Source organism: Pseudomonas sp. S35 (assembly GCF_009866765.1).
GTDB lineage: Bacteria > Pseudomonadota > Gammaproteobacteria > Pseudomonadales > Pseudomonadaceae > Aquipseudomonas.
In genome coordinates this window covers 614,175-629,073 of the sequence record NZ_CP019431.1, presented here as the reverse complement: position 1 = coordinate 629,073, position 14,899 = coordinate 614,175, and the positions used below count along the sequence as shown (strand labels likewise).

The following is a 14,899-nucleotide window of genomic DNA, read 5'->3' as shown; positions in this document are numbered from 1 at the left end:
CGGGAAATTTCAGGCATCAACAAGCGTTTAAAAGCCCTTTATGGCCCTCGCCGCGCACCTTGCACGACCATTGGCGAAATTTTCCAGGCTTTTTTGATGGCAGGGGTTTACAGCTGAAAATCTGCTCCGTATAGTGCGCGCCATCGACGACGGCAACGTTGTTGATGCTGCCCAGGTGGTGAAATTGGTAGACACGCCAGCTTCAGGTGCTGGTGATCGCAAGGTCGTGGAAGTTCGAGTCTTCTCCTGGGCACCAAATTCAGATCAAACCCGCGAAAGCGGGTTTTTTTCGTTTCAGGCCTTTGATTTTTAACGTGAATCTCGATTTATTTTTTTGAATCAGGGGTTTACAGATCAAAAAGCCCTCCGTATAGTTCGTTCCATCAACAGCGGCAACGTTGCATTGATAATGCCCAGGTGGTGAAATTGGTAGACACGCCAGCTTCAGGTGCTGGTGATCGCAAGGTCGTGGAAGTTCGAGTCTTCTCCTGGGCACCAAATTCAGATCAAACCCGCGAAAGCGGGTTTTTTCGTTTCCGGGGTTTAAAAACCCTATCGGCAATTTGCTCCTTCGCCGCACCTGAGAAACTTTATCGTTTATCCTTGCAATGATTTGTTGCATCTCAAGTGAGGAAAACCCCGGATGATGATCCGCGATACCCGTCCCAAGACATCCCTTCTGCGTGGCCTGACCATCACTCTGCTCGGCCTGGCCCTGCTCTCGCCCGCCGCCTACTCCGCCGACAAGGTTTCCCTGACCCTGTACAACGGCCAGCACAAAGAAGTCGGCGATGAACTCGCCAAGGCCTTCGAAGCCAAGACCGGCATTCACGTCAACGTGCGCAAAGGCAGCAGCAACCAACTGGCCAGTCAGGTCGTCGAAGAAGGCGACCGCTCCCCCGCCGACGTGATCTACACCGAAGAATCCCCACCTTTGAACAAACTGGGCGAGCAAGGCCTGCTGGCCAAGATCGACGCCGGCACCCTGGACGTACTGCCCAAGGATTACGTCGGCCGCAACGGCGACTGGATGGGTGTGACCGCACGCACTCGCGTGGTCGCGTTCAACCCGAAACTGATTGCCGAGAAAGACCTGCCCAAGTCGGTACTGGATTTTGCTGGCCCCGAATGGCAGGGCAAAGTCGGCTTCGTGCCCACCAGCGGCGCATTCCAGGAACAGGCCGTAGCGATCATCAAGCTGCACGGCCGTGAAGCGGCTGAAGAATGGCTCACCGGCCTGCGCGCCTTCGGCAAGGTGTACAGCAACAACATGGTCGCCCTCAAGGCTGTGGAAAACGGCGAAGTGGCCACTGTGCTGGTGAACAACTACTACTGGTTCGCACTGAAGAAAGAAAAAACCAACCTGGACTCCCAACTGCACTATTTCACCGACGGCGATGCCGGCGGCCTGATCACCGTGTCCTCCGCAGCCGCATTGAAATCCAGCAAGCACCCCAAGGAAGCCCAGCAATTGCTGGCGTTCATGGCGAGCGAAGAAGGCCAGCGCGTGATCACCAACACCTCGGCAGAATACCCGCTGCGCAAGGGGATGGAGTCCAACCGCGGCCTCAAGCCGTTCAGCGAGCTGCAACCGCCGAAAGTCACGCCTGCAGACCTTGGCAACGCCGAAGAAGCCCTGGAACTGGAACGTGACGTTGGCTTGAACTGATGAGCCCATCGCTCTCTGCTGCGCGGTTCAGCCCCCGCCGCAAACGCCCATCGATCTGGCTGCTGCTGCCCGTGCTGTTTTTGGTCGGCTTGAGCCTGCTGCCATTGGCGTATGTCGGACTCAAGGCATGGCAGGCCGGCTGGGCGCAGGCGGTGCATCTGCTGTGGCGGCCTTATGTGTTCGCACTGCTGCGCAACACCCTGGCGCTGATGGCGGGCGTCACAGTGACGTGCGCCGTAATTGGCCTGTCGCTGGCCTGGCTGCTGGAGCGCAGCAACCTGCCGGGTCGACGCCTCTGGGGCGTGATCCTGTGCCTGCCGTTTGCGGTGCCGGCGTTTGTCAGCAGCTTTACCTGGGTGTCGTTGAGCGCCAATTTCGAAGGGCTGGGCGGGGCGATCCTGGTGATGAGCCTGTCCAAATACCCGCTGGTGTTTTTGCCGGTGGCCGCGACACTGCGCAACCTTGACCCCTCCCTGGAAGAGTCGGCACGCACGCTGGGGCTGAACCGCTGGGGCGTATTCTGGCGTATCACGCTGCCCTTGCTTTGGCCATCGCTGCTGGCCGGAGCGCTGTTGATTGCACTGCATATGCTGGTGGAGTTCGGCGCTCTGTCGATCATCGGCCTGCAAACCTTCACCACCGCGATCTATCAGCAATTCGAACTGGAATTCAGCAATGCCAATGCCGCGATGCTGTCGGCGGTGCTGCTAGCGATGTGCCTAACGCTACTGTGGCTGGAACTGCGGGTGCGCGGTAAAGGCCGACACGTACGCATAGGCCAGGGCGCTGCGCGGCATGCCGAGCAGGTCAAGCTGGGAAAATGGGCGCCATTGGGCCAGGTGTATTGCCTGGCGCTGGCAATCATTGGCAGCGGCATACCCCTTGGGATGCTGGGTTATTGGCTGGCGGTCGGTTCGTCGGCGGCATTTCCGGTGGCCGAGATCAGCGAGGCGCTGCTTTCCTCACTGGCACTGTCACTCGGCGGTGCGGCGCTGTGCCTGGTACTGGCGGTGCCGGTCGGGCTGCTGGTGGTGCGCCATAAAGGCCAACTGGCGATCTGGGCCGAGCGCCTGCCGTATCTGCTGCACGCCCTGCCCGGCCTGGTGATTGCACTGACGCTGGTGTATTTCGCCTTGCATTACGTGCCGGCGCTATACCAGACGTCGGCGCTGTTACTGATCGCCTATGCGTTGCTGTTTTTGCCGTTGGCCCAGGCGCCGATTCGCACCGCGCTGAACAAGGCGGCACCGCAACTGGAAGAAGCCGCACGCACCCTGGGCGCATCCTCGTTCAGCGCGTTTTGCCGGGTGACCTTGCCGATCATCTTCCCTGCATTGGGTGCGGCGTTTGCACTGGTGTTCCTGGATGCAATGAAGGAATTGACGGCGACCTTGCTGCTCAGCCCGACCGGGCTGAACACCTTGGCCACCGCCGTGTGGTCGCACACCTCGAATGTTGAGTTTGCGGCGGCGGCGCCTTATGCGGCGTTGTTGATTCTGGTGTCGGGGTTGCCGGTTTATCTGTTAACAACCCGGATGTACTTGAGCCGCTGAGACCGCCATCGGGGGCAAGCCCCCTCCCACACTGGACTGTATTCACAGATCAAAATGTGGGAGGGGGCTTGCCCCTGATGAGGCTCGAACAGACAACACTAGGCCCGGAACTGCCCCAAGCTCGCCTTCAACTGCGCCGCCAACCCATCCAGCACCTTGCCACTGGCGGTCGTCTCCACCACCGCCTGCGCCGCACGCTCGGCCTGGGCGTGGATCACTTCAACCCGCCCCCGCACCGCATGCGCGCCCTGGGCTTGATGCTCGGCCGCACGGGTCGCCAAACCAATCGCGGCATGCACCTGCTCAACCGAAGCCTGCACCGTCTGCTGCAAGCGTACGCTGTCACGCAACACCAGCAAGCCCTCATTGGCCTGGCGCCCCGCCTTGCCGATGGTCTCAACCGCCTCGCGCGCGCCCTGCTGCAACGCCACGATATGCGCCTGGATATCACCGGTAGAGCTTTGGGTTTTACTGGCCAGTGCGCGCACTTCGTCCGCGACCACCGCAAAACCGCGCCCGGTCTCGCCGGCACGCGCTGCCTCGATGGCCGCGTTAAGCGCCAGTAGGTTGGTCTGCTCGGCGATCCCATGGATCACCGTCAGCACCACCTCAATCTGTTCGCTTTGTTGAGCCAGGCGCTCGATCACCTGGGAACCGGCCTGGACTTGACCTGCCAACGCCTCGATCAAGCTGCCGACTTCAGCCGATGTCCGTGAGTTCTCATCCGTGGCCTGGCGAATATCCACCACCTGCTGCAACGCCGCCTGCATGGCGTGGCTTTCAGCCTGGGCCTCGTCAGCCATTTGCGACAGCGCACGCAAGCTCTCGGCCACTTCGTCGCGCTGAAGGCCGGCGGCCGCATCGGCACCGGCATTGCGCAAGGTCATGGCGCCGATTTCTACGCCAGTACGCTGGGCCACATCGCCGGCTTCGCGCACGATGGGCTGCAACTTATCCACAAAGCGATTGACCGCCGAGGCCATGTCGCCGATTTCATCCTTGCTGCTGATCTGCACACGCTTGGTGAGGTCGCCCTCGCCCGCCGCCAGGTCATCCATCGCCGCAATCAACAGCTTCAGGCGATTGACCACACGACGGCCGAGCACAACGGCGATCAGCAGCAATACACCGAAACCGACCACCGCCAGCCCCATGCCGATGCGCCAGCGCAGAGTGCCCGCGGCCTCCTGCACGGCGCCGGTGGTGTTAGCCGTCATCTGGGTCGCAGTGGCTTGCGCCGACTGCAGGCGAGCGCCCATGGCCGCGGCACTGTCAGCGGCGGCACCTTTGAGGCTGTCGCCGACCAGTTGATCACCGCTGGCGATCAATGCGGCAAAACGCTTGTCGAGTGCTTGCAGGTCAGCTTCGACCGAAGCGGTCGATACGCCCATGAGCACCTTGCCGATCTCTACGCCATTGGGACTGATGGAGGCCTCGACATAGAACACCGACGGATCGTTCTTCGCCGCATTCAATACTTTGTCCAAGGCACGATCGCCCTGGCCTTTTTCCAGCAGCGCCTTGTTGATCGGGTTTTCGCGGTTCAGGTAACGGGTCAAGTGCTCACCTGCCGCGTCGTCGTAGACCACAAACAGCACGTTGGGATTGCGCTGGGCGCGCCGGGCAAACTCTGACAACGTTGGCACATCGCTGTCCCACATGGCGCGGGGCGCCACAGAGGCCAGCAGTTGGGCCATGTCGTTAGCGGAGTCTTTCAGGTCTTTTTCCAGGGTCGCACGCAGCTGCTGCTGCTCTTCCTGTAGGCGCGTGGAAAGCCCCGCCGTCAGACGCTGGCGAGTACTGGCGGACAAGCTGTCCAGGCTGGACGTGACTTCCTTGCCGGCTTGGGCCAACTCACCCGACAGCTTTTGGCTATCGATACCCAGGCGACTGCCCAAGTCCGCTTCCAGCGCAGTAACGGTGCTCCGGGTTAGCGCGACCGCCACCAGCACTTGCACCAAAAGGGCGATACCCAAGGTAACGAACACCGGCCGCAACAGACGGCTTTGTAACAACGAAAGAACGGCAGACATCAAGAATCCCTCCACCACGGGTGCCATTAATTTGATAGCACCGCGAAAGAGAGAACCGAAGCAAGGGTCGTGCCGCGCCGACGGCAGACACGAAAAAGGACTCCCGAAGGAGCCCTTTTCTATTTACATCAACAGCTTATTAAGCGAACGGATGACGCAAAACGATGGTTTCGTTGCGGTCCGGGCCCGTCGAAATAATGTCGATCGGTGCGCCGATCAGCGTTTCAACGCGCTTGATGTAGGCACGGGCGTTGGCCGGCAGTTCTTCCAGGGTCTTGGCGCCCACGGTCGACTCGGTCCAGCCCGGTACTTCTTCGTACACAGGCTGCAGGCCTACGTAGCTGTCAGCGTCAGTTGGGGCAACGTCATTACCGTCTGCATCTTTGTAGCCGACGCAGATGTTAATGGTTTCCAGACCGTCGAGTACATCCAGCTTGGTGAAGCAGATGCCCGAGATGCTGTTCACATCAATAGCGCGACGCAAGATAACCGCGTCGAACCAGCCGCAACGGCGAGCACGGCCGGTAGTTGCACCGAACTCGTGACCTTGTTTGGCCAGGTGTGCACCGACTTCGTCGAACAGCTCAGTCGGGAACGGCCCCGAACCTACACGTGTGGTGTAAGCCTTGGTGATGCCCAGGATGTAGTCCAGGAACATCGGGCCAACGCCGGAACCTGTCGCAACGCCACCAGCGGTGGTGTTGGAGCTGGTCACGTACGGGTAGGTACCGTGGTCGATATCCAGCAACGAACCCTGGGCGCCTTCGAACATGATGTCCTTGCCAGCGCGACGCAGGTCGTGCAGCTCGGCAGTCACGTCCAGCATCAGCGGCTTGAGCAGCTCGGCGTATTCCTTGCACTCGGCCAGGGTCTTTTCGAACTCGATGGCAGGTTCTTTGTAGTAACCGACCAGCATGAAGTTGTGGTAGTCCACCAACTCACGCAGCTTGTCTTCAAAGCGCGGCATGTTGAGCAGGTCGCCCACACGCAGGCCACGACGTGCAACCTTGTCTTCGTAGGCTGGGCCGATACCGCGACCGGTCGTACCGATCTTCAGCTCGCCACGGGCCTTTTCACGGGCCTGGTCCAGCGCAACGTGGAAAGACAGGATCAGCGGGCAGGACGGGCTGATACGCAGGCGCTCGCGCACCGGTACGCCTTTCTCTTCCAGCTTGATGATCTCGCGCAGCAGGGCATCCGGTGCAACCACCACGCCGTTGCCGATCAGGCACTGCACGCCTTCGCGCAGCACGCCCGACGGGATCAGGTGCAAGACGGTTTTTTCGCCATCGATGACCAGGGTGTGGCCAGCGTTGTGGCCACCTTGGTAGCGCACTACGGCGGCAGCATGTTCGGTCAGCAGATCAACGATCTTGCCTTTGCCCTCATCACCCCATTGGGTGCCCAGGACTACGACATTCTTACCCATAACACTTGTCCTCATTCGCGCAAACTTGGTGCCGGCGATGGCCGGCAGGAAAACTCAAGAAGCCAGTGGCGATACTTGCCAAAGCCCGTTCTGCAGAATCAATTGCTGGTCGCAGTCCGCTTCACGGGCGGCGGCCAATGGCTGGCCAGGCAAGGCCTGGACAACACGCTGACCCTCACTGCGCAACTGGCAAACCTGCTGCCAGAGTGCTGCGTCCGTACTGTCGGGCATCCAGATGCCACCAGACGGCAGCTCGACCTCAGCACGCCCCAGGGTCACCAGGGTTTTCAAATCGGTGGAGAAGCCAGTCGCTGGACGGGCACGACCGAAGTCGGCGCCGATATCGTCGTAACGACCGCCTTGGGCGATGGCTTGGCCAACACCCGGGACAAACACCGCGAACACCACACCGGTGTGGTAGTGATAACCGCGCAGCTCGCCCAAATCAAAGTACAGCGCCAGCTCCGGGAAGCGCGCCGACAGCTGCTCGGCAATCGCCAGCACATCGTCCAGCGCCGCCAGTACCGGCGCCGGCGCATTGGCCAGTCGCTCACGCGCAGCCGCCAGCACTTCACGGCCGCCGCATAGGTTCACCAGGGCACGCAGCATGCCGGCCAGGTCGGCAGGTACACCTTCGGTCAGGGCGATGACTTCATCGATGGCCTTGCGTTGCAGGGCATCGAACAGCTGTTGCTCCACTTCTCCGGACAAACCGGCCGCACGGGCCAGGCCACGGTAGATACCGACATGCCCCAGGTCCATGTGGACATCTGGTACGTCAGCCAGTTGCAGCATGGCCAGCATCAAGCTGATCACTTCAACGTCGCTGCTCGGGCTGGCATCACCGTACAACTCGGCGCCCAACTGGATCGGGCTACGGGAAGACGACAACGCACGCGGCTGAGCATGCAGCACGCTGCCGGCGTAGCACAGGCGGCTCGGGCCTTCGCGACGCAGGGTGTGCGCATCGATGCGCGCCACTTGCGGCGTAATGTCAGCGCGGAAACCCATTTGCCGGCCCGATTGCGGGTCGATGACCTTGAAGGTGCGCAGATCCAGGTCCTGGCCCGCGCCGGTAAGCAGGGATTCCAGGTACTCGATATGGGGGGTCACGACAAATTCGTAACCCCAGCTCTGGAACAGATCCAACACCTGGCGGCGCGCTACTTCAATGCGCGCAGCTTCCGGTGGCAGTACTTCTTCGATGCCATCTGGCAGCAGCCAGCGGTCTACCGTTGCCATTACGCCATTCCCCTTTGATCCGGGCGGCCAGCCCTCGGCCGAGCCTTGAGTGAAGCAGAAAATACCCGCCGCCTGCATAAACCACGCGCAAGAGCGACGTGACGAACGACCTGTAACCGGCCTCGTCGGGCACTTTCCTCGAAAAACCTGTCACGCCTGCCGAATCAAACATGCAGACGCAAAAAAGCCGGGAATTTCCCGGCTGCCGCATCATACACCCGTTTTCTGAAAGGATCACCCCGCCAGGCATTTTAGCCGCCCGACGGAGCGCATCCTACAGAATCACAGGCTGGTTACTTGGACTTTTCCAGGTAGCGGAAGAAGTCGCTGCTTGGGTCCAGCACCATGACGTCGGTTTTGTTCGCGAAGCTTTCACGGTAGGCACGCAGGCTACGATAGAACGCGTAGAACTCCTGGTCCTGGCCGTAAGCCTTGGCGTAGATCGCCGCAGCTTGAGCATCGCCATCACCGCGGGACTCTTCAGACTCGCGATAGGCTTCTGCCAGCAGTACACGACGCTGACGGTCGGCATCCGCACGGATACCTTCAGCCAGCTCGTTACCCTTGGCGCGGTGCTCACGCGCTTCACGCTCACGTTCGGTGCTCATACGCTCGAACACGCTGCGGTTCACTTCTTTCGGCAGGTCAATGGCCTTGACCCGAACATCGACAACTTCGATGCCCAGTTCTTTTTCGGCCATTGCGTTCAGCGAACGGGTGATATCCGCCATCAGCGCATCACGCTCACCGGAGACCACTTCGTGCAGCGTGCGCTTACCAAACTGGTCACGCAGGCCGGACTCCAACCGGCGTGACAAGCGGTCATCGGCAAGCTGCTTGAGGCCGGACGTCGCGGTATAGAAGCGCTCGGCATCCTTGACGCGCCACTTGGCGTAGGCGTCAACCATCACGGCTTTCTTTTCCAGGGTCAGGAAGCGTTGCGTCGGTGCATCCAGGGTCATCAGGCGTGCGTCGAACTTGCGCACCTGGTTGACGTAGGGGACTTTCACATGCAGGCCCGGCTGGACATCCGCCTGGACCACGCGACCGAATTGCAGCAGCACCGCACGCTCGGTCTGAGCCACGATGTAGAAGCAGTTCCAGGCAGCGATGACCACGACGACGCCCACAATCAGGGCGGTCAGCGATTTATTGCTCATCAACGACTCTCCCTGGTACGTGATTGCTGTTGCAGCAAGTCAGCGGCCGCACGGGCGCTCGCTTCATTGGCAGCGGCATTGGAGCCGGAGGCCGGTGCGCTGGTGCTGCTACGACCACCTTCGATCATCTTGTCCAGCGGCAGGTACAGCAGGTTGTTCTGCCCACCTTTGCCGCCGGTCACGAGGACCTTGCTGGTGTTGCTGAAGACTTCCTGCATGGTGTCCAGGTACAGACGCTCGCGGGTGACTTCAGGTGCCTTGCGGTACTCGGCGACCAGCTTGGTAAAGCGATCCGCCTCACCCTTGGCGCGGGAAACCACTTCGTCACGGTAACCATTGGCATCCTCAAGGATGCGCTGGGCCTGACCACGCGCTTCCGGCACGACGCCGTTGGCATAGGTTTCAGCCTGGTTGCGCGAACGCTGCTCGTCTTCACGGGCACGGATCACGTCGTCGAAGGCTTCCTGTACTTCACGCGGTGCCGCTGCGCTCTGTACGTTCACCTGAGTGACGGTGATACCGGTGCGATAGGTATCGAGGAACCGTTGCAGGCGCTCCTTGATCTCGCTGGCCATCAATTCACGACCTTCGGTCAGCACCTGGTCCATTGCAGTGGAACCCACTACGTGGCGCAGGGCGCTTTCAGTTGCGTGTTGCAGGCTGACTTCCGGCTGATCAACGTTCAGCACAAAGTCTTGCAGATTGGTGATCTTGTACTGCACGGTCAGCGGCACTTCGACGATGTTCTCGTCTTCGGTCAGCATCTGGCCCTGCTTGGTGTAGGCACGCTCACGCGTGACGTTCTCCATGTACTTCTTGTCGATCGGCGGGAAATAGATATTCAGGCCCGGGCCGACCGTTTCGTAGTACTTGCCGAAGCGCAGCACCACGGCCTGCTCCTGCTCGTCCACGACGTAGACGGCGCTGTACAGCCATACGGACGCCAGCACGACAAGACCCAGGCCCAGCAGGCCATAGCCGCCGCCCTTGCTTGTGCGACCGCCGTCGTCACCACCACGTTTTTTTCCACCACCGAACAACCCATTCAGGCTTTCCTGCAGCTTTCGGAAGGCCTCGTCGAGATCTGGTGGCCCCTTGCGGTCGCCATTATTGCGGCGCTTACCACCCCAAGGATCCTGATTATTCGAGTTGCCACCCGGCTCATTCCAAGCCATAGCGCTCTCCATCTGATAAAGCAAAGACGCACCCACGGCGCGCCGACCAATGCTACAGAATGCCTGCTACTGCGGCACAACCGCTTTCGGAGGCTTTTATTGCAAAGTGTGTTGTTCGATGAACTCTGTCGGTACTACGCCTTCACGGCTGACCAGCCGATTGAGCTCCGAGCGCGGCAACCGAACGGCCAGCAAGCTGACACCTTCTTCGTCGTGTTCTTCTTTCTGTACCGCGCCCAGCTCGAAAAACTGTGCACGCAGTCGAGCAAAACGCTGAGGCAAGCGCAAGGTGCCGACGAACAAATCGCTGCCGAGCAATTCGGCAATGGCTTGTTCGAGCAACGCCAGACCACTGCCATCTCGCGCCGACAGCCAGACCCGCTGGGGCTTGCCGTTCTCATCGCGCTGGATTTGTGGCTCAACGCCTTCAAGCAAATCGAGTTTGTTATAGACCTCGAGGATCGGCAAGTCCTGGGCACCAATCTCGCCCAGTACCACCATCACCTGCTCAATCTGCAACATGCGATCCGGTTCGGCCGCATCGATCACGTGCAACAGCAGATCGGAATTGCTCGACTCTTCGAGCGTAGACCGAAATGCCTCGACCAGCTTGTGGGGCAAGTGACGAATGAACCCCACGGTGTCAGCCAGCACAATCGGCCCCAGGTCGCCAATGTCCAGACGGCGCAGGGTCGGATCGAGGGTGGCGAACAGTTGGTCAGCCGCGTACACGTCGGACTTGGTCACGTTGTTGAACAGCGTGGACTTGCCTGCGTTGGTATAACCCACCAGGGACACGGTAGGGATATCCGCACGGGAACGCCCACGTCGCGATTGCTCGCGCTGGCTGCGTACTTTTTCGAGGCGGCCCTTGATCTGGCGCAGGCGAACCCGCAGCAAGCGTCGGTCGGTTTCGAGCTGGGTTTCACCCGGCCCACGCATGCCGATACCGCCACCTTGACGCTCAAGGTGAGTCCAGCCGCGAACCAGCCGGGTGCTCATGTGGTCAAGCTGGGCCAGTTCGACCTGGAGCTTGCCTTCATGGGTACGGGCGCGTTGGGCGAAAATATCGAGGATCAGGCCGGTACGGTCGATCACGCGACACTCGAAAACACGTTCGAGGTTACGTTCCTGACTGGGCGTGAGGGTGTGATTGAAGATCACCAGATCGGCTTCTTCGGCATGGACCAGGTCGCGCAGTTCCTCGACCTTGCCGCTGCCAATCAGAAATTTGGCGGTTGGCCGATGACGCGGTACGTTAAAAAACGCAACGGTCTCGGCGCCGGCCGAATTTGCCAACTCCTGAAACTCCTGCGGATCTTCGCGCGCCTCAGGGTCCTGTCCATCCAAGTGAACGAGGATCACTCGCTCACCACCACCGTGGCGCTCAAAGAACAAAGGAGACTCCTATCAGGCGTTACCTGGCTCAGCGTCACCTTGTTCGTCGCCAGCTGCGCTAGGCAGACGGATTGGACGAACTGGAACGACTGTCGAGATAGCGTGCTTGTAAACCATCTGGCTGACGGTGTTTTTCAGCAGGATCACGAACTGGTCGAACGACTCGATCGTGCCTTGCAGCTTGATACCGTTGACCAGGTAGATGGAAACCCCCACTTTCTCTTTACGTAAAGTATTCAAGTAAGGGTCTTGTAGCGAATGCCCTTTTGACATGTGCCGCACTCCTTTAAGGATCAATAATAAAAAATCGGAAAATAGATAGCTCATGGCCGTCACACCCCCAAGGATAGACGGCAATTGCAAGGACTCAGCTCAATATGGAGACCGTTCCCAAGTATTTCAAGGCGCGTGACAGATTGTCGCTGTCCAGGCTGTCCAACCAGTGCAAATCGCTCCAGCTGCGCAGCCAGGTGAACTGGCGCTTCGCCAATTGGCGCGTGGCAATGATGCCGCGCTCCTGCATTTCGGCTGACGTCAGCTTGCCATCCAGATGATCCCAGACTTGGCGGTAGCCTACAGCACGTATCGAAGGCAGCCCTGGATGCAGGTCACCTCGTGAACGCAGTGCTACGACCTCGTCGATAAACCCCTGTTCCAACATAATTGTGAATCTTTGTGCAATTCGCTCGTGCAGCACCTGGCGATTTGCCGGAGCAATGGCCAGATTCGCCACAGTATAGGGCAATTGTGACTGTCCAGATGCGCCTGCGTCAGCACTTTGCGCAGTTTGTTTGCGCCGCAGTTCAGTCATGGTCTCGCCGCTCACACGCCATACTTCCAAGGCGCGACTGAGGCGCTGCGGGTCATTGGGGTGAATACGTGCGGCAGACACCGGGTCCACCGCCGCCAACTGATCGTGCAGGGCCTGCCAACCAAGGCGTGCAGCCTCTTCTTCGAGTTCGGCACGCACCTGGGCGTCAGCCGGCGGCATATCTGCCAGGCCTTCCTGCAAAGCCTTGTAATAGAGCATCGTACCGCCGACCAGCAGCGGGATATTGCCCCGCGCGGTGATCTCGGCCATGGCAGCAAGGGCATCGGTGCGAAAATCGGCGGCCGAATAGCTCTCGCTGGGGTCGATGATGTCGATCAGGCGGTGCGGATGCTGGGCCAATAATGCCTTGGAGGGCTTGGCCGTGCCGATGTCCATGTCCCGGTAAACCAGGGCAGAGTCAACACTGATCAGCTCGCAGGGCAACACCTTGGTCAGCTCGATAGCCAGGTCGGTCTTGCCGGCGGCCGTGGGGCCCATCAGGAAAATCGCGGGGGGCAAGGCACTCATCAGCGGCCGCGCAGGAACAGTTTGTCCAGATCGTCCAGGCCCATCTGGGTCCAGGTCGGTCGGCCATGGTTGCATTGCCCGCTGCGCTCGGTGTTCTCCATGTCGCGTAGCAGGCCGTTCATTTCCGGCAACGCCAGGCGGCGATTGGCGCGGATGGCGCCATGACAGGCCATAGTGCCGAGCAGTTCGTTGATATGCGCCTGGATACGGTCACTGGTGCCGTACTCCATCAGGTCCGCCAGTACATCGGCCACCAGCCGGTTGGCTTCGGCTTGCTTGAGCAGCGCCGGAATCTGGCGGATAGCCAGGGTTTCCGGGCCCAGGCGTTGTAGTTCGAAGCCCAGCTTCTGGAACACGCCGTGGTGCTCTTCGGCGCAATCGGCCTCACGCTGGCTGACCGCCAAGGATTCCGGCACCAGCAGCGGCTGGCCGCTGAGGCCCTCGCTGGCCATGGCGATCTTCAGACGTTCGTACATGATCCGCTCGTGGGCGGCGTGCATGTCTACCAGCACCAGGCCGTGGGCGTTTTCCGCGAGGATGTAGATACCTTTGAGCTGCGCCAGCGCATAACCCAGCGGCGGGATATCACCGCCACCTTCCGGCAAGGCCACTGCGCCCGGCTCGGCACCCGGCAGCGGCGCATAGAATTCACGATAGGCCGCCTGGGCTTCGGCCACCGGCACTGCCGATTGCGTGCGCGGCGTGTATTGGTACTGATAACCCGCACCCGAACCGGAACCCGGTGCGGTATACGCAGGCTGCGGCTGCGGCGATTGCAACAGGTTACCCGCCAGGCTCATCTCGCCCTGGGGACCGAATTCACCGGCTTCGGGGCCGCTGGGACGCACCATCGCCGTCACGATCGGCGCCGACAGCTGATCATCCGGGCGCACATCGCCTAACGCGCGGTGCAACGTGCCATACAGGAAGTCATGCACCATGCGCCCATCACGGAAGCGTACTTCGTGCTTGGTCGGGTGCACGTTGACGTCGACGACCGAAGGGTCGACCTCGAAAAACAGCACAAACGTCGGATGCCGCCCGTTGAACAGCACATCGCGATACGCCTGGCGCACCGCATGGGCCACCAGTTTGTCGCGCACTGCACGGCCGTTCACAAAGAAATACTGCAAGTCCGCCTGGCTGCGGGAGAACGTCGGCAACCCGACCCAGCCCCAAAGCCGCAAGCCATTGCGCTCGATCTCGATCGGCAGCGCCTGCTCCAGGAACCCACCACCGCAAATCGCAGACACACGCCGAGCACGCGCAGCGTCGTCATGGGCTTCGTGCAGGCTGAGGATGGTCTTGCCGTTGTGCCGCAGGTGAAACGCCACGTCAAAGCGGGCCAAGGCCAGGCGCTTGATGACTTCTTGCAGGTGATCGAATTCGGTTTTCTCAGCCTTGAGGAATTTGCGCCGCGCCGGCGTGTTGAAGAACAGGTCGCGCACTTCCACCGAGGTGCCCACCGGGTGCGCGGCCGGCTGGACCCGCGGCGCCATGTCGCGGCCTTCGGTTTCCACTTGCCAGGCCTGCTCGGCACTGCGGGTGCGGGAGGTCAGGGTCAGGCGGGCCACGGAACTGATCGACGCCAGGGCCTCACCGCGAAACCCCAGGCTCATCACCCGCTCAAGGTCTTCCAGGTCGCGAATCTTGCTGGTGGCGTGGCGGGCCAGGGCCAGCGGCAGGTCATCGGAAGAGATGCCGCTACCGTCATCGCGCACCCGCAGCAACTTGACGCCGCCCTGCTCCACATCCACATCGATGCGCTTGGCGCCGGAGTCGATGCTGTTTTCCAGCAGTTCCTTGATCACCGATGCAGGGCGCTCGACGACCTCACCCGCGGCAATCTGGTTAGCCAGTCGCGGGCTGAGCAATTCAATGCGCGACCCGCTGTTCAAGGT

11 protein-coding genes and 2 tRNA genes are annotated in these 14,899 nt (G+C 60.7%); 4 read left to right on the top strand and 9 right to left on the bottom strand.

What is annotated here, in order from left to right; all coding sequences use genetic code 11:
* Window positions 1–169: 169 nt before the first annotated feature.
* The 4 genes from PspS35_RS02665 (at window position 170) to PspS35_RS02650 (ending at window position 3,222) form a co-directional block, all read left to right on the top strand.
* A tRNA-Leu gene (locus PspS35_RS02665) sits at window positions 170–256 on the top strand.
* A 155-nt stretch (window positions 257–411) separates the two neighbouring features.
* Window positions 412–498 (top strand) — tRNA-Leu (locus PspS35_RS02660).
* A gap of 145 nt (window positions 499–643) precedes the next feature.
* Window positions 644–1,669 carry an iron ABC transporter substrate-binding protein gene (locus PspS35_RS02655; protein WP_159932668.1) on the top strand — a complete coding sequence of 342 codons (1,026 nt, stop codon included), beginning with the start codon at window positions 644–646 and terminating at the stop codon, window positions 1,667–1,669.
* Window positions 1,669–3,222: an iron ABC transporter permease gene (locus PspS35_RS02650; RefSeq protein ID WP_159932667.1), complete on the top strand. Its 1,554-nt coding sequence runs from the start codon at window positions 1,669–1,671 to the stop codon at window positions 3,220–3,222. The genes PspS35_RS02655 and PspS35_RS02650 overlap by 1 nt, the downstream gene beginning before the upstream one ends.
* A 98-nt stretch (window positions 3,223–3,320) precedes the next feature.
* On the opposite strand, the gene PspS35_RS02645 is transcribed toward PspS35_RS02650, so the two are convergent.
* The 9 genes from PspS35_RS02645 to mutL all read right to left on the bottom strand — a co-directional run bounded on the left by PspS35_RS02645 (window position 3,321) and on the right by mutL (window position 14,896).
* The gene (locus PspS35_RS02645; protein ID WP_159932666.1) at window positions 3,321–5,255 is read right to left on the bottom strand and encodes a methyl-accepting chemotaxis protein; all 1,935 of its coding nucleotides are present in this window, start codon (window positions 5,253–5,255) and stop codon (window positions 3,321–3,323) included.
* A 139-nt stretch (window positions 5,256–5,394) separates the two neighbouring features.
* Window positions 5,395–6,684: an adenylosuccinate synthase gene (locus PspS35_RS02640; protein ID WP_159932665.1), complete on the bottom strand. Its 1,290-nt coding sequence runs from the start codon at window positions 6,682–6,684 to the stop codon at window positions 5,395–5,397.
* Between the two features lie 54 nt (window positions 6,685–6,738).
* Window positions 6,739–7,926 (bottom strand): ATP phosphoribosyltransferase regulatory subunit, encoded by a 1,188-nt coding sequence (locus PspS35_RS02635; protein ID WP_159932664.1) that lies wholly within the window; start codon window positions 7,924–7,926, stop codon window positions 6,739–6,741.
* Between the two features lie 293 nt (window positions 7,927–8,219).
* Complete coding sequence (gene hflC, locus PspS35_RS02630) at window positions 8,220–9,086, bottom strand: protease modulator HflC (RefSeq protein WP_159932663.1); 867 nt, start codon at window positions 9,084–9,086, stop codon at window positions 8,220–8,222.
* Window positions 9,086–10,261, bottom strand: a complete 1,176-nt coding sequence (hflK, locus tag PspS35_RS02625; protein WP_159932662.1) for an FtsH protease activity modulator HflK — start codon at window positions 10,259–10,261, stop codon at window positions 9,086–9,088. Before hflK ends, hflC begins: the two co-directional genes overlap by 1 nt.
* Before the next feature lie 96 nt (window positions 10,262–10,357).
* Complete coding sequence (gene hflX / locus PspS35_RS02620; protein ID WP_159932661.1) at window positions 10,358–11,659, bottom strand: ribosome rescue GTPase HflX; 1,302 nt, start codon at window positions 11,657–11,659, stop codon at window positions 10,358–10,360.
* 12 nt (window positions 11,660–11,671) lie between these two features.
* Complete coding sequence (gene hfq, locus PspS35_RS02615) at window positions 11,672–11,932, bottom strand: RNA chaperone Hfq (RefSeq protein ID WP_003188059.1); 261 nt, start codon at window positions 11,930–11,932, stop codon at window positions 11,672–11,674.
* Window positions 11,933–12,026: 94 nt separating this feature from the next.
* Entirely contained in the window at window positions 12,027–12,998 is a 972-nt protein-coding gene (miaA, locus tag PspS35_RS02610) for a tRNA (adenosine(37)-N6)-dimethylallyltransferase MiaA (RefSeq protein ID WP_159932660.1), read from the bottom strand.
* The gene (gene mutL / locus PspS35_RS02605; RefSeq protein WP_174244853.1) at window positions 12,998–14,896 is read right to left on the bottom strand and encodes a DNA mismatch repair endonuclease MutL; all 1,899 of its coding nucleotides are present in this window, start codon (window positions 14,894–14,896) and stop codon (window positions 12,998–13,000) included. The genes miaA and mutL overlap by 1 nt, the downstream gene beginning before the upstream one ends.
* Window positions 14,897–14,899: the final 3 nt, after the last annotated feature.